The organism is Nannocystis sp., assembly GCF_016714285.1.
Lineage (GTDB): Bacteria > Myxococcota_A > Polyangia > Nannocystales > Nannocystaceae > Nannocystis.
In genome coordinates, this window is record NZ_JADJNN010000001.1 from 1,021,917 (window position 1) to 1,046,742 (window position 24,826).

The following is a 24,826-nucleotide window of genomic DNA, read 5'->3' on the forward strand; positions in this document are numbered from 1 at the left end:
CCATCACACAGCGATCCTACACGCGAGGCTAGCGGTCGAGCGCGTCGGCGGACGAGAGCCCCCACAGCGCCTCCGCGTCGCGCACGATCGCGTCCACCGATGCATCGAGCGTCGCCAGGTCCCACAGCCGCGCCGTCCCATCCCAGCTCGCGGTCGCCAGCGTCGCGCTGTCGCGGCTGAACTCGACCCCCGCCACCCGCCCGCCGTGCCCGGTGAGCACCGCCCGCAGCGCCCCGGTCTCGGCGTCCCACACCTGCGCGACGCCCTGGGGCCCGGCGCTGGCGACCCAGCGCTCGTCGGGCGAGAGGGCCACGTCGAGCGGCCACGGCCCCGCGTGCGCCACCTTCCAGCGCACCCCCTCCGGTCCGCTGCGCGCGAGGAAGCGACTGCCGCCGACGATGACCGTGCGCCCGTCGTTCGAGACGTCCGCCGTGGTCGCGCCCGCGGGCGCGACCACCGGGCGACAGCGCAGCGGGTCCCCGGCCGCGAGCACGTACACCGTCGCGTCGACCGAGACCATCACCGCCCGGCTGTGATCCGGCGCCCCGGCGATGTCCGGCCACTCCACCAGCGGGCAGTCGATCGCCGGCACGTCCTCGCCGGTGTCGACGTCCACCGCGAAGAAGCCCGCACCATAGCTCGAGAACACGAGCACGTTGTCCGCGAGCGCGACGACGCGGCGGCCCATCAGCGGCAGCTCCTGCCCTGGCACGATCACCTGGCCCCGGCCCCGCCGCCACTCGGCCAGCAACGGCGCCGGCGGAGACCACAGCGGCTCGCCCGTCGCCGTGGAGAAGATGTGCGGACCGGGCGGGCCGGCGCCGGCGTCGACGATCGCCACGCGGACCCCGTCCGGGAGGAAGGCGCTGGCCTTCACGGTGCCGCTCCCGATCTCGAGCTCGTGCCGACGCAGCCCGCTCGCCCGGTCCCACACCAGCGCCCTGCCCTCGCCGTGGGTCGTCACCAGCGACGCGCCGTCGGGCGCGAAGCTCACGCCCGAGAGGCCGTGCTCGTCGGTGAAGACGCGCGGCCGCGGAGCCGCCGGGAGGGCCCACTGCGTGACCTCGGCGGCGCTTGCCACGAGGACGCTGCCGTCGCCGAACAGGCGGACCGCGCGGGCCTTGGCGCCGGCGATCGTGCCGAGCGGCTGCAGCTCTGGCAGCGTGAACACCTCGACGCCGCCACGCTCACGGACGATCGCAAGCCGCCCACCGTCGGGCCCGATCACCACCTGGCGCACCGGGTTCGGGCGATCGGCCGCCAGCGTCCAGGTCCGGCCCGTCGCGAATTCGCGGACCGCCACCCGCCCCTGCACGCCCGCGACGACCGCCCAGCGCGCGTCGGCTGCCAGCGCCAGGTGGGCGAAGCTCACGAAGTCGCGGGGCTCGAGCGCCGCCGTGAAGCGGGGCGCGGCCATACCGGTGGCCACCCCGACCCGGCCATCGGAGCACAACACCGCGTAACGACCGTCGAGCAGGCCCGACAGGCCGACGAGCGGAATGTCGCCGCAGATCCCGAGCAGCTGCGGCTGCGTCAGACTCCCGCCTCGCACCGCGGCGCGCACCGGCCACGCGTCACCGACGTTGAAGTCGATCAGCTCCCACGCCTCGTCGTCCGCCTCGCCGGTGGCCAGCGAGAGCGCCGACAACAGGAACCCCGCCGAGACCACCCACACCTTCCCGGCCTCGACCCGAAGCTCGCGCGTCAACTTCTCGGTCCGCACCCGCCAGCGCTCGATCCCCCCGGTGAGTCGGCGCAGCGAGTGGTCGTCCCCGCAGAGAATGTCGTCGACGGTGAGCGCCACCAGCATGTGACAGTCCGGCAGCGCCGCGCTGGCGAGGCGGGTCGGGCGAGCCGCCGCGCGGGCGCCCGCGAGCAGGCCGCGGGCCGCGGGCGAGTCGACCAGGCCGAGCGCCTGCGCGGCCAGCACCTCCATGGCGGCGTTGTCCCTGCGATCGTCGGCGGCCCGCGCCTGGGCCACCAGCGCCGTCGCCAGGTTGCGATCCGAGGCCGCCAGCGCCGCCCGGACCTCGGTCTCCGCCGCGACGGCCCGATCTCGCTGCGCCCGCAAGCTCAGGTTGCCGAGCACCAGCAGGACCGCGATCACGATCACCGCCGCGCCAGCGACCAGGAGCGGCCCACGCCACGCCCGCACGAAGCGCAGCGCGAGCTCCAGCCGGGTGTATCGGTGCGCCTGCACCCGACGGCCCTCGAGGTACGCGGCGACGTCGGCGGCCAGCGCCGCGGCGTCGGCGTAGCGAGCCGCGGGCGCCTCTGCCAGCGCTCGCTCTGCGATCGCCGCCAGCTCCGCGGGGACCTCTCGCAGCGCCGAGCGCTCCCCGACGACAGCGGCCGCCCCGCGCGGCGGGCACCCCAGCAGCAGCTCGTGCAGCACGGCCCCGAGGCCCCAGACATCGGAGCGGCGATCCGCCGGCTCGCCGCGCGCCTGCTCCGGGCTCATGTATGCCGGCGTGCCGACGATCGCCCCGCGCCGGGTCGCCCCCGCGTCCGCGTCCCCGGCCCCCTCGCCGCCGTCGCCGAGCCGGCGCGCCAGCCCCCAGTCGACCACCTGGGTCTCGCCGAACGCCCCGACCATGATGTTCGCCGGCTTGAGGTCGCGGTGGATCACGCCCTGCGCGTGCGCGTACGCCAGCGCCTGACAGGCGTCGAGGTAATGCGCCAGCAGCCCCATGCGCTCGCCGACCCCGGGCCGCTCCGCCAGCAGCTGCGACAGCGGTCGACCTCGCATCAGCCGCATCGTGTAGAACGGCCGCCCGTCGGCGCCCTGCCCCTCGTCGTACACCGTGACGATGCCCGGGTGCTCGAGGCCCGCGGTCACCCGCACCTCGCCCGCGAGTCGCCGCGCGAGCCCCTCGTCGTGCGCCTCCTTGAGCGCGACCATCCGCCCGAGCCAGCGGTCGCGCGCCAGGTACACGCGCCCCATGCCGCCGACGCCGAGCAGCCCGAGCCGCTCGTAGCGCGCGTGCTCCGGCGGCGCCGAGGCCGGCCACGACGCGGGCGCCCCGGCCACGCTCGTCGCCTCGACAGGGCCGCTCAGATCGTCGGCGTGGCTCAGCTGCGATCCTCGAGCACGTCGCTGTGGCGGAGCACGAGCTCCACCTGCCCGGTCCCGGCCGCTCGCACCAGGTCCGTGCGTATCCCGCCCTCACGCAGGCGGGCGCGCAGGCGGCCAAGGTTCACGTCCCAGCGCTTGCGCAGCACCCACGCGTCCTCCTCCTCCGGCCACACCTCGCGGGCCACGACCTCCCAGCCCGCGGGTCCGCCGAGCGCCGCCAGCTCCGACAAGATCCTCGCGTGCACGCCCGCGAAGATCACCGGCGGCGCGTCACCGACCTGCACATGCACCGTCTCCCACGCTGTCACGATCCGCAGCGGCGGATCGATCCCCCCGGTCACGCGCGTCGGCGACGGCCCGGCGCCGCCGGCCGCCACCTCGACGGCCCGGAACGGCACGCCCTCGATCGACCAGGTGTCGCCCGCGGCCAGCGGCGTCGTCACGCCGCCCTGGGCCCGCCGCCAGCCGTCATCGGTGTCCCACAGCAGGCACGCCGCATCGACCTCATAGCGCGCGAAGACCTGGATCTGCGGCCGCACCTGCAGCGAGCACAGTCCCGGCAGGATCATCGTCGGCAGCCCCGGAGCCTCGATCGCCAGCGCCGTCGCCGGCAGCTCGACCGCCAGGACCTCCAGCTCGATCCCCTGCGCCAGCGCGATCCGCTGACCCGCGACCAGCCGCACCTCCGCGACGCTGCGCCCCTCGACCGCGAGCCGGCGCCGCAGCGCCAGCAGCCACAGGTCCCCGCTGCGCAGGCTCAGCATCGCGTGGCCCTCCGACACCCGCGGGTCGTCGATCTGCAGCGCCGCGCTCCACAGCCGACCGACCAGCTCCCCGACCCCGAGCGAGCAAGACCTCCCATCCGGCAGCCGGAAGGTCGCATAAGCACGATTCATGGCCCCCTTGTAACACCGATGCCCTCTGCCCACCGCGCGCGCAAACGCGTCCCACGAGCGTCCCGGAGCGTGCCTCCGGGCCCTGCTCGCGCATGCTCAGGCCCCACGTGCGCGTCGGCGGGACCGGATCATCACTACCGCGCGCCGGTCGTCAGCCGAGCACCGCGTGGAGAAAGCGATCGCCCTCGATCACCACGAACTCGCACGCCTCGATGCAGCGCACCGAGGCCGATCGCACGCTGCGGTCGAACAGCGCCATCTCGCCGAAGAAGTTGCCCTCCGCCACCGTGACGAACTCGGTCTCGCCGCCGTCCGGCCGCGCCCGGAAGACCTTCACCTTGCCCGAGAGGATGACGTAGACCTTGTCGGCGAGCTCACCCTCGGCGAACAGGAGCTCGCCCGCCTCGCGGGTCACCACCTGCGAATCGCCGAGCAGCGCCCGGCACTGCGCGTCGTCGAAGTTGGCGCACAGGGGGATCCGGCGCAGCGCGTCGGCGGCCTCGCTGCGCGCCGGCGGGACCAGGAACTCGTTCGGGATGCGCCTCGGCTCGCCGAACCAATCGTAGGTGGTATCGCCATACACCGTGCCCGTCGATGCGAACGCGGCGTTCTCCGCCAGCAGGTCCTCGATGACCAGGTCCCGCGCCTTGAGCAGGTAGCTGCGGATGAGCAGCATCGACAGCTCATTGGAATTCGGCGACATCGGATACGCCTTGAGCGCCGCGATCATATCCTCCTCCTCCGACGCCGGGCCGCGATACATCGTGGTGCGAAAGCCCGAGGTGAATGACGTGTACGGCGGGTTCTCGAAGCCTGGCACCCGCCGCCGCGGGTCGCGCAGCATCGCGAACAGCTTGTTGGCGACGCGGGTCTGGAGCTGGTTGTAGGCGTGCAGGGCGTCCCGCGCGCCCGGGTCGCACAGCTCCCGCTCGTACTGCTCCTCGGCGTTCACGTGCCGCGGGTACACGCGAAACAGCGTCACGAAGCCGTGGTTGTCCGGGTTGACGCACACGAAGTTCTTCTCCGCCGCGAGCAGCCGACGCAAGGAGATCCCGACCTCGATGAGCCGCCCGAGCATCACCTGAAAGCCCTCGCGCCCGAAGTGCCGCAGCGTCGCCCAGCCGGCCAGCGCCAGCGAGCCGGGGCGCGAACACTCGAGCGTGAACTTGAAGGGATTGTAAGGGGTCCGGTCCTGCAGGTACGCCGGCATCGGCCGCGACAGCAGGTCGACGAAATGATCGTAGTCCTTGACCAGGAAGTAGCTGCAGCAGTACGGCGACCAGCCCGTCTTGTGCAGATCGATGCCGACCGCGTCGGCGTGGTGAATGTGCTGGATCTGCGAGCGATTGTGCGAGATGGCCCGCAGCGCCGTCGGCGAGAAGCCGAGCGGGTTGCTGCGAAAGTCATACGTATTGAACGCCGTGAACGACCAGCCGATCACCGCGTCCGCGTAGAGCACGGGCCGCGGGTGACCGCCCGCGTTGTCATACTCGTCGATGAGCGCCCGCACCTCCGCGATCGGGTCGATGGCGAAGGCGTCTGTGGTCCCCATCGTGCACACCACCATGGCGATCGGCTTGCCCTCCTCCCGGCACTCACGCATCACCCGCTGCAGGTGGGCCACGCTCATGCGATTGTGCTCGTCCACCTCGATCGCGCGGATGTTGTTCATGCCCAGGCCGGTCCAGTCGGTGTTGGACGCCTTCGAGAAGTGGCCCGCCGCGGAGACCAGCACCTGGGCGTCCTCGCGGATGCCACGATCGCGGGTCTGCTTGCCGAGCACCTGGGTCAGCGCGTACTTGAGGCCGTAGAGGTAGCAGCCGGAGCCGCCCGAGGTGTAGAGGCCGCCGGCAAGGCCGCGGTCCCAGCCGATCATGTCGGCGAGGATCGCCCCGGACTCGATCTCGGCGCGCGCGACGTTCCACGAGTACTCGCCCTCGACGATGTTCGGGCTGAACACCGCGCCGAGCGTGGCCCCGATGATCGACGCCGTGTTCGCCGGCGGGATCACGTTGGCCATCGTCTGCGGGTGGTTCCAGTTCGGCATCCCGTCGAACAGCCCGACGAGCTCGCGGATCACCTCGGCGAGCGGCACCATCTCCTGGCCCAGCCGCGCCTCGCGGCAGCGCGTGTAGTCCGGCAGCGCCGGGCTGCCCAGGTAGCCCTGCCACGCGGCCTGACCCGCGAAGCTGCGCGGCGGCTTCAGCTCGTCGAGGAGACTGACCGCGTGGCGGAAGGTGTTGGCGAACGCGTCGTCCGCCTCCGCCTCGCGCCACGGCGAGGGGAACGAGTCCTTCAGGACCTCCATGCGCTCGCGCCAGCTGCCGGCGGGTGCGGGTCTGTCGTCATCGTGACTCATGCGCGCTCGACTCCGTGGGTGTGGCGAGCACGATCACACACAGCCTCACTCCGGGGCCAGCGCCGCGTGCAGATAGGCCCGGGCGAACCGCCACGCTCGCTCCACCGTGCGGGTGCTGACCCCGAGCAAGGCCGCGATCTCGGCCTCCGAGAGCCCGCCGAAGTGGCGCAGCAGCACCACCTGCGCCCGCTCCGGGTGCTCGGCCTGGAGGCGCGTGAGCGCGGCGTCGAGGGCCAGCAGGTCCTCGCTGGGCAGACCGTCGTCGACCGCCAGCTCGGCCAGCGCCTCGGACGACTCACGCCGCAGCTCCCCGCCCCGCTTGTGCGCCGCCTTGCGCCGCGCCTGGTCGATCACGATCTCCCGCATCGCCTGGGCCGCCGCGCCGAAGAAGTGCCCGCGCCCGTTCCAGCCCGGATCCTCGCGCTCCACCAGCGCCAGATAGGCCTCGTGCACCAGCGCCGTCGCCTGCAAGGTCTGACCCGGCGGCAGCCGCCGCAAGCGGGCCGCCGCCAGGGCGCGCAGCTCCTTGTACACCCGGGGCAGCAGCGCCGCCGCGGCCTCGACGTCGCCCGCCGCCGCCGCGTGCAGCATCCGCGTGATCTCGAGGTCGCCCGCCGCCATCGCCGCGAGCATGCCTCCTTGATCGCCCGCGGTCAGCACCCCATCAGCACCCCAACCTGTCCCTTCAGACAGCCTCCATCCGCCCCCGCCGACCCCATCGATTCGCGGATCCCAGACCCGCGACCGCGCGGCTCCGCCCCAATCACCACCCAATCACGACCCCTCACAAAGCTGTTGACGCCGCCACAATATGCGTATATGGTCAAACCCGTGAACCGAGCTTGACAGTCAGACCCGCCTTGACGGGGGGCCCCACGAGGGCCAGGAACAACCGCCCCAGAGGATCTGGAAGAAGGCCTATGAGGCACTTTTCAGGGTCCTGGGTGAGATCCTCGACAGCACTCGGAGCATACGCAGCGGTGGCGACAACGGTCATCGCGCCGGACCTAAGCACTCCGGAGACGCGGGTTCAACTCCTGTCCGCTGCACCCTCACGCACTATGTAATCGTCCGCGCCGACCTCCCGCGCGGCACCCTGGCCGCGCAGGTCGTCCACGCCGCCGGCGAGAGCTCACCCGGCGGGCTGCCCACGGGCACGCGCGCCGTCGTGCTCGCCGCCCGCGACGAGGCCCAGCTCGCGCTGCTCGAGCGTCAGCTCCAGCGCCTGGCGATCCCCCACCACGCGATCCGCGAGCCGGATCCGCCGCATCTCCACGCCCTCATGGCCATCGGCATCGTGCCAGTGGCCGACCGGGGGCGGGTCCACAAGGTCACCGGACAGCTCCCGCTGCTCCGCTGACCCACAAACACACGAACAACCCACCAGAGAACACGAGAAAGACACGTCATGAATAGCAACATCCTCCCCGCATCCACCGATATCGACCTCCCCCGCCTCCGCGCCGCCCGCAGCGCGCTGGACCTGCAGATCCTCGCCCTCAAGCGGGTCCTGCGGGTCCGCTGGGAGCATCCCATGCACGACGAGCAGCGCGCCCTCCTGCGCTGCAAGCACGCGGCCACCGAGCTCTGCATCCTCCGCGCCGGGCTGCGCGGCCGCTGGCACCTCGCCGACCACGATCGCTGCGTCGAGGTCTGCGCCCGCCTCGCGCCGGGTTTCCAGCGGGCGGCCGAGGCCGCCGCCTGAAATCACCACACTCCGGCGACGCCGTGTATGATGGCTGGCTAACGACCTCGCCCCGGCGAGGGAGGTACGCCATGCATCGCCGCGCACTCTTATTTCACCTGGCCCTCGGGACAGCCTGTGGCGACGCCGCCACCGCCGACAGCACCAGCGGCTCGACCGTCACGGGCGAGACCACCGACAGCCCCACCAGCGAGGCCAGCACACAGGCCGCCTCGACCACCGACACCCCCACCAGCGACGCCAGCAGCGGCGGCCCCAGCTGCCCCGCCAACGCCCCGCCCGCGACCCCCGAGGTCGAACAGCCGCTCGCGGGTCGCATCGACGTCGTCCCTGCCTCGCTCACGATCGCCGGCTCCCCCTTCCTCGACCCCGACGCGGGCGACCTCCCCGGCGGCGTCGAGGCCGAGATCTGGCGCGTGAAGGACGACGTCGTCGACGAGCGGGTCTGGCACGCCGCGCTGGATGGCGCCGCCCAGCCGACCCTCAGCCTCGCCGACGGCGAGTTCGACGACCCGGGCGACACCACCCTCGCCGACTGGAAGGACCACGTCGTGCGCCTGCGCTACCGCGACGATCACGGCCCCTGCAGCGCCTGGAGCCCGTGGAGCGCCGATCTCACGTTCCGCACCGACGACGGCAGCAGCATCCTCTTCGCCGACGACACGATCCTCGACTTCCACCTCGAGATCCCACCCGACAGCTGGACCAAGATCAACGCCGAGGCCAACCCGCCCGGCTGCGTCCCCTTCGCCCGCACCTACCACAGCGGCACCCTGCGCTTCGCCGACCAGACCTTCCCCGGCGTCGGCATCAAGATCAAGGGCGGCTGCGGCTCCTCGCGCGACCTGAACGGCAAGGCCTCGTTCAAGGTCAACCTCGAGTGGGACGACCCCAAGGTCGTCGGCTGCCCCGGCGAGCGCCGCCTCCTCGGCGAGACCCACTTCACCTTCAACAACGGCGTCCAGGACAAGAGCGCCGCCAACGAGCGCCTCGGCTACCCGCTCTACCGCGCCCTCGGCCTCCCCGCCCCGCGCGCCGCGAGCGTGCGCCTGTTCGTCAACGACAAGCTGTGGGGCGTCTACACCCACGTCGAGACGATCGACCGCCGCTTCCTGTCCCGCTGGTTCCCGGACAACAAGGGCATGCTCTACGAGGGCACCTACTGGTGCGACCTCATCAAGGCCAACGTCCCGCCGACCGACGACGACGACTCGTACTGCATCACCCGCGAGTTCTCACCCAGCGCCTGCTCGCCGCAAGACCCCGCGGGCGACCCCGAGGACTATGTGCTGATCCGCGACCTCGTCGCCGCGATCGAGGCCCTCCCGCCCGGCGGCTTCTACCCCGCGATCAACGACCTCCTCGACTACGACCGCTTCCTCACCGGCTGGGCGCTCGAGAGCGTCATCGACCACTGGGACAACTACGCCTTCACGATCAAGAACAACTACCGCCTCTACCACGACCCGCAGACCCAGCGCTTCACCCTCATCGCCACCGGCATCGACCAGACCTTCGAGAAGGACCAGGACCCGTGGGGCGCCGAGGGCATCCTCGCCACCCGCTGCCTGAAGGAGCCCGCCTGCGAGGCCGCCTTCGCCGCCCGCCTCGACGAGGTCAACGAGATCGTCGCCAGCAGCGAGCTCCCGGCCCGCGCCAGCGCCCTCTTCGATCAGCTCTCGCCGGCCATCATGGAGGACCCGCGCAAGGAGTACGGCTTCCAGACCTTCGTCGACGAGCACGCCCAGATCCAGACCTTCGTCATGAACCGCCCCGACCAGATCCGCGACAAGCTCGCGGCCCACGGCTTCTGAGCGCCCGCATCTGGCCGCGCTCGCGCTCGCGCGCGCGCGGCTCCCCACGCCGCGGTGATACAGTGCGGGCTGGTGGCGTCGGGTGGAGAGGACCAGGCCGGATCGTCGACGGTGACCGCAACACCGCGGAGCGCCGCCCACGATCTCGCCGCCACCGTCGCCCCGGCCCACGACCTCGCCGCCACCGTCGCCCCGACCCACGACCTCGCCGCCACCGTCGCCCCGGCCCACGACCTCGCCGCCACCGTCCCCCCGCCCCACGACCTCGGCGCCACCGTCGCCCCGCGCGACGCGGCCCACGACTTCAGCCGCGCCGACACCCCGCCCGCACCGGCCGTCCACGGCCCGCGCTCCACCCTCCCCTTCGCCTCGCCGCGCGAGCTCGCCGAGACCCGCGCCTCGCTCCCGCGCAGCGACCCGGCCCTGCGCGACGGGCCCGAGATCCCGGCTCGCCTCGGCCGCTACGTCGTCCTCTCACAGCTCGGCGCCGGCGGCATGGGCGTGGTCTACAAGGCCTACGACCCCGAGCTCGACCGCAAGGTCGCGCTCAAGCTCCTGCTCGGCCCCGCCAGCGGCCAGGCCGCGGCTCGCCTCAAGCGCGAGGCCCAGGCGATGGCCCGCCTGTCGCACGCCCACGTGGTCCCGATCTTCGACGTCGGCGTCGTCGGCGAGCGCCTGTTCGTCGCCATGGACCTGGTCGACGGCAGCACCCTCAGCGCGTGGATGGAGACCAGGCACCCCTGGCGCGAGGTCATCGACCTGTTCCTTCAGGCAGGTCGGGGTCTCGCCGCCGCCCACGCCGTCGGCCTGGTCCACCGCGACTTCAAGCCCGACAACGTCCTCCTCGGCCGCGAGCCCGGCGGCGCCCTGGTCGCCAAGGTCGCCGACTTCGGCCTCGCCCGCACGGACGACGAGGCCCACAAGCCCGAGCCCCGCGGCCCCGACTCCGAGCTCATCGCCCTCACCCGCAACAGCATGCTCGACCACGGCATGACCCGCGTCGGCGCCGTCGTCGGCACGCCGCTCTACATGTCGCCCGAGCAGCACGTCGCCGCCCCGGTCGACCCGCGCACCGACCAGTTCAGCTTCTGCGTCGCCCTGTTCGAGGCGCTCTACGGCCTGCGCCCCTTCACCGGCGACACCCTCGAGGATCTGGCCGACGCTGCCTCCAGACCGCAGCGGACCGCGCCGCCGCCCGGCAACAAGGTCCCGCGCTGGCTGCACCGCCTGTGCCTGCGCGGCCTCCAGCCCGACCGCGAGGCCCGCTTCCCGTCGATGGACGTCCTGCTCGCCGAGATCGATCGCCGCCGCGGTCGCGGCCGCGTCGGCCTGCTCGTCGCCGGCTCGCTCGTCGCCGCGGCCGCCCTCACCGTCGCCCTCGCCACCCGCGGGCCCGCGATCGACCACTGCGGCGGCGGCCCGGCGCGCATGCAGGGCGTGTGGGACGAGCCCGTGCAAGCCGCCAGCGAGCGGGCCTTCACCGCCTCCGGGGCCGTCTACGCCGCCGACGCCTGGACCGCCGCCCGGGCCCAGATCGACCGCTACCGCGACGAATGGTTGACGATGCACCGCGACAGCTGCCTGGCCACCGCGCGCGGCGAGCAGTCGCCCGAGCGCCTCGACCTGCGCATGCAGTGCCTCGATCGCCGCCGCCAGGACCTCGCCGCCCTGACCAGCCTCTACACCAGCGCCGACAAGCAGGTCGTGCGCCGGGCCTTCGACGCCGCCCTCGCCCTGCCCGCGATCGACGGCTGCATCGACCCGCCCGCGCCCGGCCTCGGCGTCACCCCGCCGCCCGCCGACCAGCTCGCCGCGATCGACGAGGCCCGCGGCGCCCTCGCGGCCGTCCGCTCGCTGCGCAGCGCCGGCAAGTCGAAGGACGCCCTCGTCCGCGCCCGCGAGGTGATCGATCGCGTCACCCCGCTCGCCTACCCGCCGCTGCAGGCCGAGGCCCAGCTCGCGCTCGCCCAGGCCCTGGTCGCCAGCGGCGACGACGAGGCCGCGATCGTCAACCTCGCCGACGCCGTCGGCGCGGCCCTGCGGGTCGGCGACGACGCCCGCGTGCTCGACGGCCTGCTCCTCCTGCTCGAGGTCAGCGGCTGGAAGCTCGGCCGCGACAAGGAGGCCGCCAGCTGGGCCGCGCTCGCCCGCGGCGCGCTCGCCCGCGGCGGCGACCAGCCGCGCGACGAGGCCCGCCTGCTCATCACCGAGGCCTCCGTCGACATCGCCGCCGCGCGCAACGGCGAGGCCGCGACCCGCCTCGAGCGCGCCCTGACCCTGCTGACCGCCGTCCACGGCCCGGACAGCCCGCGCCTCGGCAGCGCGCTCAACACGCTCGGCGGCGCCTACCTCCGCAGCGGACGCTACGCCGAGGCCGAGGCGCTGCTGGTCCGCGCCACCGCCATGGCCGAGGCCGCCGGCGGCCCCAACCACCCCGACGTCGTCATCCCGCTCAACAACCTCGCCCTCAGCCACGAACGCCAGGGCCGCTACACCGACGCGATCGCGGCGCTGCGGCGGGCCCGGACGATCCTCGCCGACAACAGCGGCCCCGACCACCCCAACGTCGGCATCGTCCAGCAGAACATCGCCGGCATGCTGCGCCTGCGCGGCGACCTCGTCGCCGCTCGCAGCGAGGCCGACGGCGCCCTGGCGATCGTCGAGGCCAAGCTGGGCCCCGAGCACCCCGCCCTCGCCACCGTCCTCGCCGTCCGCGGCGAGGTGCTGTTCGACCTCGGCGAGCTCACGGCTGCCCGCGCCGACTTCCAGCGCGCCGACGCCATGCGCAGCAAGCTCCTCGGCGCCGAGCACCCGACCCGCGCCCTCTCCCTCCTCGGCCTCGGCCGCGTCGAGCTCGCCGAGGACCAACCCGCCGCCGCCCTCGCCCCGCTCGAGCTCGGCCTGAAGCTCCTGGTCGGCGGCGACAGCGACCCCGTCGACCTCGCCCAGCTGCGCTTCGAGCTCGCCCGCGCCCTCTGGGCCACCGGCGACCGCCCCCGCGCCACCGCCCTCCTCGCCGAGTCCCGCGCCGGCCTCGTCGCCGCCGGCGTCACCGGCGAGCGCACCCTCAAGACCGTCGACGCCTGGCTCGCCGCCCACCCCACCTGACCTTCAGGACAGCTCACGAATCTGTCCGCGAGGACAGCCTGACCTGTCCACACAGACAGCCCACACTGTCCCCACAGACAGCCCAAAAACCTGTCCGTGAGGCCAGATCAGCGCCCGAGCTTCGCCCGCCGCCCGCGCCACCACAGCTCGATCAGCAACCCCAGCGCGAGCGCCCGGCACAGGTGCAGCAGCAACCACCCGCCGCGCGCGAACACCGTCGGCACCGTCTCCGTGTCGCGCCCGATCGCCACGTCGACCAGCAGCAGCTCCGCGGGCACCAGCGCCGCCTGGTCGGCGACCCGCTGCGGCGTGCTCGCCACGATCCTGCCCGCGCGATCGATCGCCGCGCTCGGCCCCGAGTTGACGCTGCGCACCATCGGGATCCGGTGCTCCACGCTGCGAAACTGGGCCAGCGCCTGGTGCTCCCACGCCTCGCTCAGGGCCCCGAACCAGGTGTCGTTGCTGAGGTTGACGAACACCTCGACGCCCCCGGCCACGCCCGCCACGCCGCGGGCGAACTCCGCGAACACGTCCTCGTAGCAGATCAGCGGCCCCAGCGAGACCGCCGGCGCGCCGCTGCCCGGCGGCCCCGGCTCGACCACGAAGCGCGTCGGCCCGGCCCCCGCGAGGTTGTGCGCCAGCCCCGGCATCTGCGCCGTCGCCCAGTCCGGATCGACGAGCGGGATGTGCTCGCCGAGCGGCACCAGCAGCACCTTGTCGTAGCTGCCCCGGATCTCACCCTCGCCCGACATATAGAACGCCGTGTTGTGCGCGTACTTGTCCGCGTCGGCGATGCTGCCCGCGCCGAACAGCGTCGGCAGCGCGTGCCGCCCGAGCACCCGATCGTCGTCCGCGACGTCGCGCAGCATCGGCCGATCGAGCGGCCACGGGTACATGTTCTCCGGCCACACCACGATCTCGGCCCCGCCCGCCTGCGCCCGCGCCGACGGCTCGCGCAGCCGCGCCAGCTTGTCCTGCTTCGCCGCGTCGCCCTCCCACAGCAGCGGGATGTTCGGCTGGACCACGCCGAAGCGGATCGTCCGCGTCGTCTCGCCCTCGAGGCTGGCGATCCGCCACGCCCCGAGCCCGAACGCGAGCCCCGGGATCGCCACCGCCGCCGCCGCCCAGCGCCACGCGCCTCGCCCCACCACGCGCCACCGCCTCGACCACACACACGCTGCACCCGATCACCAGCAGCTCGACCAGCGCCACCCCGCCGAGCTCCGCCGCCTGGATCCACTCGGGCTGCGCCGCCAGCCCGAGCGTCACCGTGAACGGGAACAACGCCGGCCACGACCACCACAGCCCGACGAAGCTGATCGCCGCCAGCAGCGGCCACGCCCGCGTCCGCGGCAGCGCCACGATCACCGCCGCCCACACCGCCACCGGCACCGCGCTCCACGAGCAGTACGCCGCGAACAGCAGCAGCGCCGCCCACAGCGGCAGCGCCCCGAACACCTGGAACATCCCGATGAACCACGGATAGCCGATCGCCATCATCACCACGCCGGCCACGAAGCCCAGCCGCAGCCCCTCGCGCCACGCCGTCCGCGAGCGCAGCGCCAGCAGCAGCGGCGCCATCGCCACGAACACCAGCCCCGGCACTCCTTGCGGCGGCAACGATCCCGCCAGCAGCGCCCCGCTAAGCCCCGCCGCCGCCAGCCCGCGCCAGTCCACGCTGCGCATCACGACCCGGACGCTCGCACCGGCGCGAGCATCCGGGACCCCGCCCAGGGTGTCAAGCACACCACCTCGCGCCGGCCGACGACCTCGCGTCCCCCGCGAGCTCGACCCACGCGCCGCTGCCCGACGCGCGCCCGGTGGTAGCTTCGCCGCGATGCTCCCCGCCCCGCCGACGATCCCCGGCCTCATCGACACCCACTGTCACCTCGACTACCCGCCGATGATCGACGACCTCGCCGGCACCCTCGCGCGGGCCGCCGCCGCCGGCGTCGAGCGCCTCGTCCACGTCGGCTGCACCCCTGCGGCCTGGGCCCCCGCGATCGCCATCGCCACGGCGCACGATCGGGTCCACGCCGCCCTCGGCATCCACCCGCACGACGCCCAGCTCGCCGACGATGTCACCCTCGCCGAGCTCGCCCGCCACCTCGATCACCCGCGCGTCGTCGCCGTCGGTGAGACCGGCCTCGATTACTTCTACGATCGTTCGCCACGCGACCAGCAGCAGCGGGCCCTCGCCCGACACCTCGAGCTCGCGCGGCAATCCTCCAAGCCCGTCGTCTTGCACATCCGCGACGCCCACGCCGACGCCTGGGCCGAGGTCGACGCCCAGCCGCCGGTCGCCGGCATCGTCCACTGCTTCACCGGCAACCCTGACGAGGCCCGCGGCTGGCTCGACCGCGGCTATTTCCTCTCTTTCTCCGGGATCGTCACTTTCCCCAACGCCGGCCCCCTGCGTGAGGCAGCGCGCATCTGCCCCGCCGACCGCATCCTCCTCGAGACCGACGCCCCCTACCTCGCCCCCGTGCCCGTGCGGGGCCGCAAGAACGAGCCGGCGTACGTCGCCTTCACCTGCGCCCAGCTCGCCGGGCTCCGGGGCGTCACCCCCGGGCAGCTCGCCCAGGCCGCCAACGCCAACGCCCGGGCCCTCCTGCGCCTCCCCGCGGCCTCCCCCGCAGGTTGACAGCGAGCCCGCCCTGTTCTAATCGGGTCGGCCCGCGCACCTCGCTCTTCGACCACCAACGCGAAGGAAGCCGTGACGACGGGAGAAAGCCAAGAAGAACCATGAATTTCCAGCTCGGGCTCATCGCCAAAAAGATTGGTATGACGCAGATCTTCGCCGAGGACGGCACGCGGGTCCCGGTGACCGTGTTGCACGTCGCCGGCAACGTCGTCACTGCCCACCGCACCGTCGAGCGCGACGAGTACACCGCCCTCCAGGTCGGCTTCGAGGAGAAGAAGGAGTCGCGGGTCAACAAGCCCGAGCTCGGTCTCTTCAAGAAGGCCGGCGTCACCCCCCGCAAGGAGATCCGCGAGTTTCGCGTCGCTCCCGGCAAGCTCAGCGAGTTCCCGGTCGGCGGTGATCTCAGCGCCACCCTCTTCGCCGAGGGCGCCCTGGTCGACGTGACCGGCATCAGCAAGGGCAAGGGCTACCAGGGCGTCATCAAGCGCCACAACATGGAGGGCGAGAAGAACAGCCACGGCCAGCACGAGTTCTTCCGCCACGGCGGCTCGATCGGCTGCCGCAAGACCCCCGGCCGCGTCCACCGCGGCAAGCGCATGACCGGCCACATGGGCGACGACCGCGTCACCTGCCAGAACCTCAAGGTCGCCAAGATCGACGCCGAGAACAGCCTGATCCTGGTCCGCGGCCCGATCCCCGGCGCCGCCAACTGCTACGTCACGATCCGCCACGCGATCAAGCCGGCGATCCGCGCCAACACCAACACCGGCGCCTGATCGCCGCTGTTGCTCCCGATCGAGGCAGGCCCCGCGGCCTGCCTTTGTCGTACTTGCCATGTCCAGACCCAAGCTCAGCGACCGGGCCTCCCGCCACGACGCCGCCTATCTCCGGGCCAAGAAGGAGAACTACGCCGCGCGGGCGATCTACAAGCTCGAGGAGATCGACCAGCGCTTCCACCTCCTGCGCCCCGGCGTACGCGTGCTCGACCTCGGCTGCTGGCCCGGCTCGTGGATGCAGTACGCCGCCAAGAAGGTCGGCGACGACGGCCTCGTCGTCGGCATCGACCTCCGCCCCGTCACCGTCGCCCTCCCGCCGCAGGTCCAGCACTTCGTCGCCGACGTGTGGACCTGGTCGCCCGCCTTGCTCGGCGCCGATGTCCGCTTCGACCTCGTCGTCTCCGACATGGCCCCGCACACCAGCGGCGACAAGCACACCGACCAGTACAAGAGCGAGGCCCTGGCCGAGCGCGCCCTCGAGATCGCCCGCCAGGCCCTGCGCCCCGGCGGCCACCTGGTCGCCAAGGTGTTCCAGGGCGGCCAGTTCCCCGAGCTGATCAAGCAGTGGCGCGCGGCCTTCCAGGAGACCAAGCCCTACCACGCGAAGAACACCCGCACGACCAGCAGCGAGCAGTACCTCGTCGGCCGCGGCCTGCGCGCCGCCGCCCAGCTGCCCGCCGCCCCGGCCACCGCGACCTGACCTGTCCCTTCAGCCAACCTGTCCCTTCGGCCAGCCTGTCCCTTCGCTCAGCCTGTCCCTTCGCTCAGTCTGTCCCTTCGGCCAGCCTGTCCCTTCGGCCAGCCTGTCCCTTCAGTCAGCCTGTCCCTCCGCTCAGTCTGTCCCTCGCGCCAGGTCGCCATCCGGCCGCAGGATCTCGGGGCAGGCCGGCGCCGGCGCCGGCTCGTCCTGCAAGTAGCGCCGCCAGTCCTCCGGCCGCATGTCGCGACCCGCCAGCATGCACGCCCTGGCCTGCATACCCTCGACGCTCAGGTCCCGGATCACCACCCCGTCGGCGCTGGCGCTGACCAGGCCCGCCGTCCCGGCCGCGAACGCCACATACCGCCGCAGCTCCACCCCCTCGCGCGGCAGCGGGTTGTGCGCCCGCGTCGACGCGCTCACCGCAGCGATCGGGTCGCCGGCCCACACCCGCAGCTCGCTCTCCGCCGTCATGCATCCCTCGCGCGGGCAGCCGATCGTGGCGATCGCCAGCCCGTCCGGCGAGAAGGCCCCGCTCTGAACGATGCTCGCGTCCTCGAGCCCGCGCGGGTCGTGCAGCCCGCCCGCGGTGGCGAAGCGCAGCGGCAACCCGTCGGCGTTCACGGCCAGCAGCAGGCCCCCGTCGGGCGAGAAGCCGAGGTCCACCACATCCGCCCCGGGCGCCTCCGCCGGCGCCCCGATCGCCGCCCCGCTCGCCAGGTCCCACAGGAAGACCCCGCCCCGCCTGCACTTCTCCTCGGCGGGCTGGCTCCCGCCCTCGTCGACCACGCCGCGGGCCATCGCGGCGGGCTCTTGCAGCCTGAAGGTCATCGAGCGCCCGTCCCCCTCCTCGCCGTCGTCCAGGCACGCGCCCGCGGCCAGGCGCGTCGCCCCGACGTCGATCGCCAGCGCCGTGATCGGCCGCCGCGGCCCGCGGTACTCGACCGGCACGTACGCGTCGCCGAGCACGTCCCACACGTGCACCCGGCTGCCGACGCCGATCGCCGCCAGGAGCCCGTCCCCGCGGGCCCGCAGCGCCAGAGTGTCGGCCACGCTCGGCAGGCGCGGGCCCGGCGTGGCTTGCCCCGAGGACATGTCCCAAAGGACAACCCCGCCGTCGCGCCCGAGCACCGCCAGACGGCGGTCGCCGGCGAAGAAGCTGAGCCCCTGCGCCACCTCACCCAGCCCGCGCAGCCCCGCGTACACGCGCGTGCGCTCCCGGGCGCGCCACACCGTCACCTCGCTCTCGCCACACGCACCCGCGTCCGCGGGACAGCCGGCGGCGGCCACCAGCTCACCGTCGCCGCTGACCGCCAGCGCCCGAACATCCTTCGGTGACCCGGCCAGCGGCCGCCACCCCACCAGGTCCCACACCCGCGCCGCGACCCGCACACCCGCCGCGATCGCCACCTGCGAACTGACCCGCAGATCGAAGCGCCGATCCTTCGTGTCGCGGTCGGACATCTCGATCGCCACGCCGTCGACCCGCCCGCTCGCCGCGTCCCATTGCAGCAGCACCTCGCGCGTGCACGCGTCGAGGCACAGCACCCCCGTCGCGCTCGCGCCGTCGGCCGCCAGACCCAGCGCCAGGAACCTCGCCCGCTGCCCGCTGTCCGGCGCCACCGCCCCCTCGGCCAGCCCCGCCAGCTGCGTCGGCTTGCCTGGAGCCCCCTTCGCCGACAGCGTCCACCGCAGCACCCGCCCGTCCCCGAGCAGCCCCACCAGCGCCCCTCCGGCGCCAAATCTCAGCCCCGCCGGCGACCCGCCCTCACGCTCCGACGGCGACCCGCCCTCGCGCTCCGCCGCCGGGACCTCGGCCCGCAGCACGCCGCCCGTGCCCCAGCGCCACAGCTTCACGTCCCCATCGGCCGTCGCGAACGCCAGCGTCTCGCCGTCCGCGTCGAGGGCCATCTGCTCGATCACCCGCCCGTCGTGGAGCTCCGGCAGCTCGACCCCGGTCAGCTTGCTGCCCGTGTGCGCGTCCACCAGCCACACCCGCCCGAACGCGTCCGCGGTGGCCAGGCGCGCGCCGTCCCCGGACACCGCGATCCGCCGCCACGGCCCCTTCTCGAGCGCCAGGCTGCGCCCGCCCCCGTTCGCCGGCGCGTAGAAGGTCACCGTCGCGTCGCGGTCCGCGGTCACGAACTGCTGGCGACTCGCGTCGAAGATCACCGCCTCGTGGCCGATCCCCGCCCTCGGCGACGCGATCACACGCCGCGTCCGGAGGTCCCACAGCACCAGGCGCCCGTCGTCCTGCAAGCCCGCCAGCACCCCGCGCCCGGGGTCGTGCGCCAGCATCACCGGCGCCATGGTCCCCGGCAGCAGCGCGCGCAGCTGCGGAGCCCGGGCCGCGAGGTTGCCGAGGCAGCCGCGAATGTCCCAGCCCGAGGCCATCTGGCTCGCCGCCACCGCATAAAGCGCCGCCAGCTCCGCCAGCTCCGGCGGCATCACCAGCACCGTCGCCGCCAGCTGCCGCGACAGCGCCTCGCGACCCCGCTGCCGCGCCGCCACCGTCGCCGCCGCCGCCGCGTCGCGCTCCGCCTCCGCCTCCTCGCGCCGCCGCTGCTCCTCGTCGCTGCGCAGCTGGTACACCACCGCCAGCGTCGCCAGCGTGACCACCAGCCCGAGCAGCGCCGCGGCCGTCAACCAGCGAACGATCCGACGCAGGCGCAGCGACTCCGCCTCGCGCTGGCGCAGCAGCTTGCTCTGCTCGAGGAAGCTCCGCTCGAGCGCCGCCATCCCCGGATCGGCCAGCTGGCGCTCGATCACCGCCAGGTCGGGCAGCAGCAGCGACTCCGGCCGCCCGTGGCTGTCCCACAGCTGGGCCTGGCGCTGGATCACGCTCAGGTGATCAGTCGACCACTTCGCGTTGCTCGCCCGCACCGGCCCGATCAGCCGGTCGTGGGCCAGCTCGAACCACACGATCCCGCGCCGCTGCTCGGCCCGGACCAGGTGCGTGTCGACCAGCGCCCGCACCACCGCGTTGGCCAGCCCTTGCGTCTGCGTCGCCCCCTGCAGCACCTGCCCGCGCAGCCCCTGCTCGGAGATCAGCGCCCGGTCGAACCACCGCCGCAGCTCGACCTCCGCCAGCCCCGTCGCGCCCGCCACCGCCGCGATCTGGGCGTCATAGTAGCGGGTCAGCGCCTGGTCGACGTCGCCGATCTGCTGCACGTCGCGCTCGTCGATCGTCAGGTCCTCCGCCGGCTTGCGCTCCCACAGATCGCGACACGCCACTTGCAGCTGCACCGGCTCGACGTACGGCCCGAGCACCCGCGCCGTCCCGCCCTCCGCCGTCTGGACCTGGACCTGGCGCAGGTCGTCGACCAGCTTGCGCGCCGCCGCGTCGCTAAACTCCACCCCGGCCGCGCGCGCCGGCAGCTGCACCGCCGCCAGCGCCGCATCGGCGCCCAGCAGATCGAGGTGGAAGGTCGTCTTCAGCCGCGTCGGCAGGGCCCGCTGGTACGGCGCCAGCCCGGCCAGGTGGTCCTCGCGGATCGCTATCACCGCCCAGCGCTGCGACGATCGCAGCGCCGCCGCCAGGTCGGCGAAGAACGCGTGCTTGCTCGCGCGATCGATCGGATCGATCGTCAGCACCTCCTCGAACTGGTCGAAGATCAGCACCTCCGCCTCGGCCGGCGCCGGACCGAGGTAGCTCGCCAGGGACAGCGTCGCCAGGTCGGCCAACGGTCGCGGCTGCGTCTCGCCCTCGGCCAGGCTGAGCACCGCGCTGAAGCTGAAGCGATTGACCCCCGCCGCGCTCGCTGGCGGCTCGGTGCCGACCCGGATCGGCGGCCGGACCACGAAGCCCTCCGCGCGCAGGTCCGGGATCAGCCCCGCATACAGCAGCGAGCTCTTGCCCGCCCCCGACGGCGCGTGCAGCAGCACCACCCGCTCCGCCACCAGCAGGTCCAGCAGCGCCGCCCGCTCGCCCGAGCGCCCGTACAGCGCCTCGCCGGTGGTGAAGGCCCGCGGCCCGACGTAGGGGTTGGCCGGCGCCGGGCTCACGTCGCCTTGCCCTCGAGGCGACCTCGCAGCTCCGCGAGGAAGTCCTCCGCGCTGCCCCAGTAGATCGTGATGTCCGCCTCGTCGAAGTACTCCTCGAGGTACCGCCGCGCCCGCTCGATGTCCACGGCCCGCCCTTGTTCCGGATCGATCTGCGCCGCGATGTGGGCGTAGCGCTTGCGCCGACCGCCGCCCTGCTGGCTCATGATGCTGCGAAACAGCACGCGGAAGTTCCAGTCCTCCATGTGGAAGCCGAGGAACAGCAGCGCCGTGTCGGCCAGCGCCCGCCGCACGGTCACCGGGATCAGGTCGCGGTTGCCGGTCACGCCGATCAAGAAGTCGAAGTAGTCGTCCTCCGTCAGCACCATCGCGTCGCGCGCGTCGAGCCGTCCGAACAGGTGATACACCAGCGGCCGCGCCACATCCGGCCGCAGCTCCCCCCCGGCGCCCCCTCCGCCTCCGCCTCGCCCTGCCACGCGCACACCGCCGAGTTCGGCGCCTTGCCCCGCGCCTCCAGGTTGTGCTCGAGCAGGCGATCGACCGCCGTCGTGACGAAGATCGGCAGCGGCAGCGCGGCCAGCGTCGCGTGCGAGTCCTGCTCGCCCTGGGCCTGCCGCCACGCCGCCACCTTCACCAGCAGCTCGTCCAGCGGCGCCTCCCACATGTCCTTCGGGACAGCCAGCGGGAAGCGCTCGCGCAGCACCGCCCGCTGGCTGCTCTCGAGCTCGTCGCGCGGGAAGTTCGGATCCTGATGGACCACCAGGTACTGGGCCACCTGCGGCAGATCCTCGCGGTCACCGGCCAGCGGGTAGTGGTAGGTCTCGGCCCAGCGGCGGGCCAGCTCGCGCGAGCCCCCGAGCAGCGGCTCCGCCAGCCCCGGCCCGACGATCGGCGTGCAGCGCCCGGCCTTGATGCTCTGCAGCAGCGCCGGCCACTTCTCGAAGCTCGATCGATCGCCGCCGAAGCCCGGCGTGTAGCTGATCCTCCCGCTGCGCAGGCGCATGAACAGCGCCGGCATCCACCAGTCGCGGCGGTCCTGCACCGCCGCCCGCGCCCGCGCCAGCGCCCGGTCGACCTGGCCCTCGCGGCGCAGCTCCGCGAAGAACCTCGGCATCAGCACGCTCACCGTCTGCGCGCTGATCGTCCCCTGCATCGCCAGCACCGCCGGCACCCCCGCGCGCGCCAGGCTCGGCCCCAACGCCGCCATCGCCTCGCCCTCGGCCCCGTGCGTCTGACCCGCGCCCGCGCCCTCGCACGAGGCCAGCACCACCAGCCGCGGCCGGGTGCCAAGCCCCGCGATGCGCTCCACCAGCGCCTCGCCGCCGACGCGATCGATCTTCCCCTCCGCGTCCTCGAGCCACAACCACGACGCCCCCCGCTGCCAGGTCCCGTGGCACACCAGGTACAGCACGTCGATGCCACCGCGCAGCTGCTCCGTGATCCGGTCGAGCGTCGCCTCGCCCGGCTCCTTGAGCGCCGCGATCTGCAGCGCCCCCAGGGCCTCGCGCACCCCGTTCCACTCCCTCTCGACATCCACCGCCGCGAGCCCGTACTCGCCGAGCCCCGCCGGGTTGGCGATCGCCACCAGCACCCGCAGCTCGGTCTGCGGCCGCAGCCGCACCGCCTGCCAGTCCGCGCTGCTCAGGTAGCGCGAGAACTGCACCTGCTCGCTCGCCACCAGCCGCGCCCCCGCCGGCGATCGCAGCGTCTCCCAGCGCAGCGCGTGCAGCTCCGGCGCGTCGGCCCCGATCGCCAGCCGCAGCCGCAGCGGCGTCCCGAGCTCCTGCGCCGTCGCCTCCGCCCGGGCGTACATCGCCGCCGCCGCCGCGGAGCCGAACAGCGCCGCCCCGAGCGTCGCCCCATACGCGTCCGCGTCCAGCAGCTGCTCGCGCAGCGCCGCCAGGTCGATGTGGGCCATCGCCGCCTCCCCGGCCCCGGTCTCCAGGCGCACGTCCGCCTCGCTGCCCGGCTGCGTGAAGCGCATCTCGATCGCGTACAGGCCCGCGTCCCGCCGCGTCAGGCTCACCTCGAGATCGGCACACTCGGCGCTCGCCATCACCACCCCGCCGCCGGCATTGTATCAGCAACAGCCCGCCCCACACCCGCGCGCCCGCGAGCGCCACACCACCTGACCCAAGGGACATGTCTATCCCGCGCGCCCGCGAGCGCCGCACCACCTGACCCAAGGGACATGTCACCACAACGCGCGCCCGCGAGCGGCACATCACCTGACCCAAGGGCCATGTCCACCCCGAGCGCCCGCGACCCCCGACCCGCGCCCGCGACCCGCCCCTGTCACCTTTCCCCGCCCGCCCCGTAGTGCAGCCCGAGGACCCCACACCACATGTTCAAGCCACTCCTGCTGCCCCTGCTCTGCACCCTGCTCGCCCTCGCCTGTGACCGCGGCGACGACCCCCAGGCCCGCGTCGCCGAGCTCAGCAGCTCGCCCGGCCTCCGCGTCCAGATCCGCGACGCCGGCGAGCTCCCCCCGACCACCGTCCACGCGATCGCGCAGCACCTCGAGGGCCAGGCCACCCAGACCGGCGCCGCCATGGTCCGCGTCAAGCACGAGGACGGCGCCGCCCCGGTCCTCGAGATCGAGCTGTGGGGCGCCACGCTCCCCGCCGCCGACGACCTCGCCAGCAAGCTCAAGGCCCAGTTCCCCGCGCTCGCCGGCGCGGACATCACCGCCACCACGATCCCCGCCGGCGAGACCCCGCCCATGCCCGTGATCGCCGTCGAGGCCGACCTCAGCCCCGCCGAGGCCGAGCAGCAGATCCGCGATCAGCTCGCCGCCGACGGCGTCGACGGTGCGGTCCAGGTCAAGGTCCAGGACGGCCCCGAGGGCCGCCGCGTCGAGGTCTCCGTCGAGAAGGAAGAGATCCAGAAGAACCCCTGATCGACCCCCGCGACGGCGACCGCGTCACGTCCCCCTGCGTGTCCCCGCAGCGACCGCGTGCCGCCCCGCGACACCCCGGCGCACCGTCACACGCCTGCGCCTCACGCAGCTCGCTTGACCCCCGCGCCGCCGCCCCGCCACACTGCGCCGCATGCCCACGCGCCTGCGCCTCGAACCCTACCTCGAGCAGCGCCCGCGCTGGCCCGCCGCGGGCCGCCACATCCTCGCCCAGTACGACGACGACGCCGTCGTCGTCTACCAGGCCTACCGCCCCGAGATCGGCCTCGACGCCGCCGCCCACGGCCGCTTCGGCCCGGCGTGGAGCCGCGATCGCATGTCGTGGATCAAGCCCAATTTCCTGTGGATGATGTACCGCTGCGGCTGGGCCACCAAGGAGGGCCAGGAGGTCGTGCTCGCCCTGTGGCTGCGCCGCGCCGGCTTCAACGAACTGCTCGCCAGCGCCGTGCCCTCGTCCCACGACCCCCACCGCTACCCCGAACACCGCGACTGGAAGCGGGCCGTCGCCCGCTCCGACGTGCGCCTGCAGTGGGACCCCGACCACGCCCCCGGCGGCACCCCCGAGACCCGCCGCGCCGTCCAGCTCGGCCTGCGCGGCCCGGCCCTGCGCCGCTTCGCCGACGAGTGGCTGCTCGCCGTCGAGGACATCACGCCGCTGTGCCGCGCCCAGCACCCGCACGCGCAAAACCCCTACCGCGAGCTCCTCACGCCCGCCGAGCGCGTCTACCCCGTCACCGACCCGGCCGCGATCGCGGCCCTCGGCGTCGACCCCTGGCCCGCGCCCGCGTAGATTTGTTGGACGCCGTATGCCTGTTCGGACATGTCTGTGAGC

17 protein-coding genes, 1 tRNA gene and 1 pseudogene are annotated in these 24,826 nt (G+C 73.5%); 10 read left to right on the plus strand and 9 right to left on the minus strand.

Annotation, left to right across the window (positions count from 1 at the left end; all coding sequences use genetic code 11):
- Positions 1-28 precede the first annotated feature (28 nt).
- The 4 genes from IPJ59_RS04055 to IPJ59_RS04070 all read right to left on the minus strand — a co-directional run bounded on the left by IPJ59_RS04055 (position 29) and on the right by IPJ59_RS04070 (position 6,964).
- Positions 29-3,031, minus strand: a complete 3,003-nt coding sequence (locus tag IPJ59_RS04055; RefSeq protein ID WP_293269834.1) for a WD40 repeat domain-containing serine/threonine-protein kinase — start codon at positions 3,029-3,031, stop codon at positions 29-31.
- Between the two features lie 41 nt (positions 3,032-3,072).
- Positions 3,073-3,972 carry an FHA domain-containing protein gene (locus IPJ59_RS04060; RefSeq protein ID WP_293252594.1) on the minus strand — a complete coding sequence of 300 codons (900 nt, stop codon included), beginning with the start codon at positions 3,970-3,972 and terminating at the stop codon, positions 3,073-3,075.
- Between the two features lie 151 nt (positions 3,973-4,123).
- Positions 4,124-6,331: a pyridoxal-dependent decarboxylase gene (locus IPJ59_RS04065; protein WP_293252591.1), complete on the minus strand. Its 2,208-nt coding sequence runs from the start codon at positions 6,329-6,331 to the stop codon at positions 4,124-4,126.
- A 45-nt stretch (positions 6,332-6,376) separates the two neighbouring features.
- On the minus strand, positions 6,377-6,964 hold the full coding sequence (locus IPJ59_RS04070) for an ECF-type sigma factor (RefSeq protein ID WP_293269835.1): 588 nt from the start codon (positions 6,962-6,964) through the stop codon (positions 6,377-6,379).
- Between the two features lie 341 nt (positions 6,965-7,305).
- Between IPJ59_RS04070 and IPJ59_RS04075 the strand changes: the two genes are divergently transcribed.
- The 5 genes from IPJ59_RS04075 (at position 7,306) to IPJ59_RS04095 (ending at position 12,958) form a co-directional block, all read left to right on the plus strand.
- Positions 7,306-7,380 (plus strand) — tRNA-Leu (locus IPJ59_RS04075).
- A 119-nt stretch (positions 7,381-7,499) separates the two neighbouring features.
- Positions 7,500-7,691, plus strand: a complete 192-nt coding sequence (locus tag IPJ59_RS04080) for a hypothetical protein (RefSeq protein ID WP_366524527.1) — start codon at positions 7,500-7,502, stop codon at positions 7,689-7,691.
- Between the two features lie 48 nt (positions 7,692-7,739).
- Positions 7,740-8,036, plus strand: a complete 297-nt coding sequence (locus tag IPJ59_RS04085) for a hypothetical protein (RefSeq protein ID WP_293252585.1) — start codon at positions 7,740-7,742, stop codon at positions 8,034-8,036.
- 71 nt (positions 8,037-8,107) lie between these two features.
- The gene (locus IPJ59_RS04090; protein WP_293252582.1) at positions 8,108-9,850 is read left to right on the plus strand and encodes a CotH kinase family protein; all 1,743 of its coding nucleotides are present in this window, start codon (positions 8,108-8,110) and stop codon (positions 9,848-9,850) included.
- Positions 9,851-9,922: 72 nt separating this feature from the next.
- Positions 9,923-12,958, plus strand: a complete 3,036-nt coding sequence (locus tag IPJ59_RS04095; protein WP_293269836.1) for a serine/threonine-protein kinase — start codon at positions 9,923-9,925, stop codon at positions 12,956-12,958.
- A 107-nt stretch (positions 12,959-13,065) separates the two neighbouring features.
- Here IPJ59_RS04095 and lnt read toward each other — a convergent pair whose 3' ends face one another.
- Both lnt and IPJ59_RS37535 read right to left on the minus strand, forming a co-directional pair.
- Entirely contained in the window at positions 13,066-14,109 is a 1,044-nt protein-coding gene (lnt, locus tag IPJ59_RS04100; RefSeq protein WP_293269837.1) for an apolipoprotein N-acyltransferase, read from the minus strand.
- Positions 14,110-14,191: 82 nt separating this feature from the next.
- Positions 14,192-14,830 (minus strand): annotated as a pseudogene (locus tag IPJ59_RS37535) (hypothetical protein); the annotation flags it as partial.
- Here IPJ59_RS37535 and IPJ59_RS04110 point away from each other — a divergent pair.
- The 3 genes from IPJ59_RS04110 (at position 14,796) to IPJ59_RS04120 (ending at position 17,078) form a co-directional block, all read left to right on the plus strand.
- On the plus strand, positions 14,796-15,602 hold the full coding sequence (locus IPJ59_RS04110) for a TatD family hydrolase (RefSeq protein ID WP_293269839.1): 807 nt from the start codon (positions 14,796-14,798) through the stop codon (positions 15,600-15,602). The pseudogene IPJ59_RS37535 and the gene IPJ59_RS04110 overlap by 35 nt on opposite strands.
- A 101-nt stretch (positions 15,603-15,703) precedes the next feature.
- Positions 15,704-16,378: a 50S ribosomal protein L3 gene (gene rplC, locus IPJ59_RS04115; RefSeq protein ID WP_293269840.1), complete on the plus strand. Its 675-nt coding sequence runs from the start codon at positions 15,704-15,706 to the stop codon at positions 16,376-16,378.
- 58 nt (positions 16,379-16,436) lie between these two features.
- Positions 16,437-17,078 (plus strand): RlmE family RNA methyltransferase, encoded by a 642-nt coding sequence (locus IPJ59_RS04120; RefSeq protein WP_293269841.1) that lies wholly within the window; start codon positions 16,437-16,439, stop codon positions 17,076-17,078.
- 132 nt (positions 17,079-17,210) lie between these two features.
- Here IPJ59_RS04120 and IPJ59_RS04125 read toward each other — a convergent pair whose 3' ends face one another.
- Genes IPJ59_RS04125 through IPJ59_RS04135 form a run of 3 tightly spaced genes read right to left on the minus strand, consistent with a single transcriptional unit; the run spans position 17,211 to position 23,133 of the window.
- Complete coding sequence (locus IPJ59_RS04125; RefSeq protein ID WP_293269842.1) at positions 17,211-21,080, minus strand: WD40 repeat domain-containing protein; 3,870 nt, start codon at positions 21,078-21,080, stop codon at positions 17,211-17,213.
- Positions 21,077-21,553: an SIR2 family NAD-dependent protein deacylase gene (locus IPJ59_RS04130; RefSeq protein WP_366524528.1), complete on the minus strand. Its 477-nt coding sequence runs from the start codon at positions 21,551-21,553 to the stop codon at positions 21,077-21,079. The genes IPJ59_RS04125 and IPJ59_RS04130 overlap by 4 nt, the downstream gene beginning before the upstream one ends.
- Positions 21,436-23,133 carry a CHAT domain-containing protein gene (locus IPJ59_RS04135; protein ID WP_293269873.1) on the minus strand — a complete coding sequence of 566 codons (1,698 nt, stop codon included), beginning with the start codon at positions 23,131-23,133 and terminating at the stop codon, positions 21,436-21,438. The genes IPJ59_RS04130 and IPJ59_RS04135 overlap by 118 nt, the downstream gene beginning before the upstream one ends.
- Positions 23,134-23,421: 288 nt before the next feature.
- Between IPJ59_RS04135 and IPJ59_RS04140 the strand changes: the two genes are divergently transcribed.
- Together IPJ59_RS04140 and IPJ59_RS04145 are read left to right on the plus strand one after the other, a co-directional pair.
- Positions 23,422-23,976 (plus strand): hypothetical protein, encoded by a 555-nt coding sequence (locus IPJ59_RS04140; RefSeq protein WP_293269844.1) that lies wholly within the window; start codon positions 23,422-23,424, stop codon positions 23,974-23,976.
- A gap of 151 nt (positions 23,977-24,127) precedes the next feature.
- The gene (locus IPJ59_RS04145) at positions 24,128-24,784 is read left to right on the plus strand and encodes a DUF4291 domain-containing protein (RefSeq protein WP_293252557.1); all 657 of its coding nucleotides are present in this window, start codon (positions 24,128-24,130) and stop codon (positions 24,782-24,784) included.
- The last annotated feature ends 42 nt before the right edge of the window (positions 24,785-24,826 follow it).

What these genes read in the sequence shown, in the direction of transcription:
- IPJ59_RS04060 (WP_293252594.1), bottom strand. Translation starts at nt 3,972, where the DNA reads ATGAATCGTGCTTATGCGACCTTCCGGCTGCCGGATGGGAGGTCTTGC.
- IPJ59_RS04065 (WP_293252591.1), bottom strand. Translation starts at nt 6,331, where the DNA reads ATGAGTCACGATGACGACAGACCCGCACCCGCCGGCAGCTGGCGCGAG.
- IPJ59_RS04070 (WP_293269835.1), bottom strand. Translation starts at nt 6,964, where the DNA reads ATGCTCGCGGCGATGGCGGCGGGCGACCTCGAGATCACGCGGATGCTG.
- IPJ59_RS04085 (WP_293252585.1), top strand. Translation starts at nt 7,740, where the DNA reads ATGAATAGCAACATCCTCCCCGCATCCACCGATATCGACCTCCCCCGC.
- IPJ59_RS04090 (WP_293252582.1), top strand. Translation starts at nt 8,108, where the DNA reads ATGCATCGCCGCGCACTCTTATTTCACCTGGCCCTCGGGACAGCCTGT.
- IPJ59_RS04110 (WP_293269839.1), top strand. Translation starts at nt 14,796, where the DNA reads ATGCTCCCCGCCCCGCCGACGATCCCCGGCCTCATCGACACCCACTGT.
- rplC (WP_293269840.1), top strand. Translation starts at nt 15,704, where the DNA reads ATGAATTTCCAGCTCGGGCTCATCGCCAAAAAGATTGGTATGACGCAG.
- IPJ59_RS04120 (WP_293269841.1), top strand. Translation starts at nt 16,437, where the DNA reads ATGTCCAGACCCAAGCTCAGCGACCGGGCCTCCCGCCACGACGCCGCC.
- IPJ59_RS04135 (WP_293269873.1), bottom strand. Translation starts at nt 23,133, where the DNA reads ATGGCGAGCGCCGAGTGTGCCGATCTCGAGGTGAGCCTGACGCGGCGG.
- IPJ59_RS04140 (WP_293269844.1), top strand. Translation starts at nt 23,422, where the DNA reads ATGTTCAAGCCACTCCTGCTGCCCCTGCTCTGCACCCTGCTCGCCCTC.
- IPJ59_RS04145 (WP_293252557.1), top strand. Translation starts at nt 24,128, where the DNA reads ATGCCCACGCGCCTGCGCCTCGAACCCTACCTCGAGCAGCGCCCGCGC.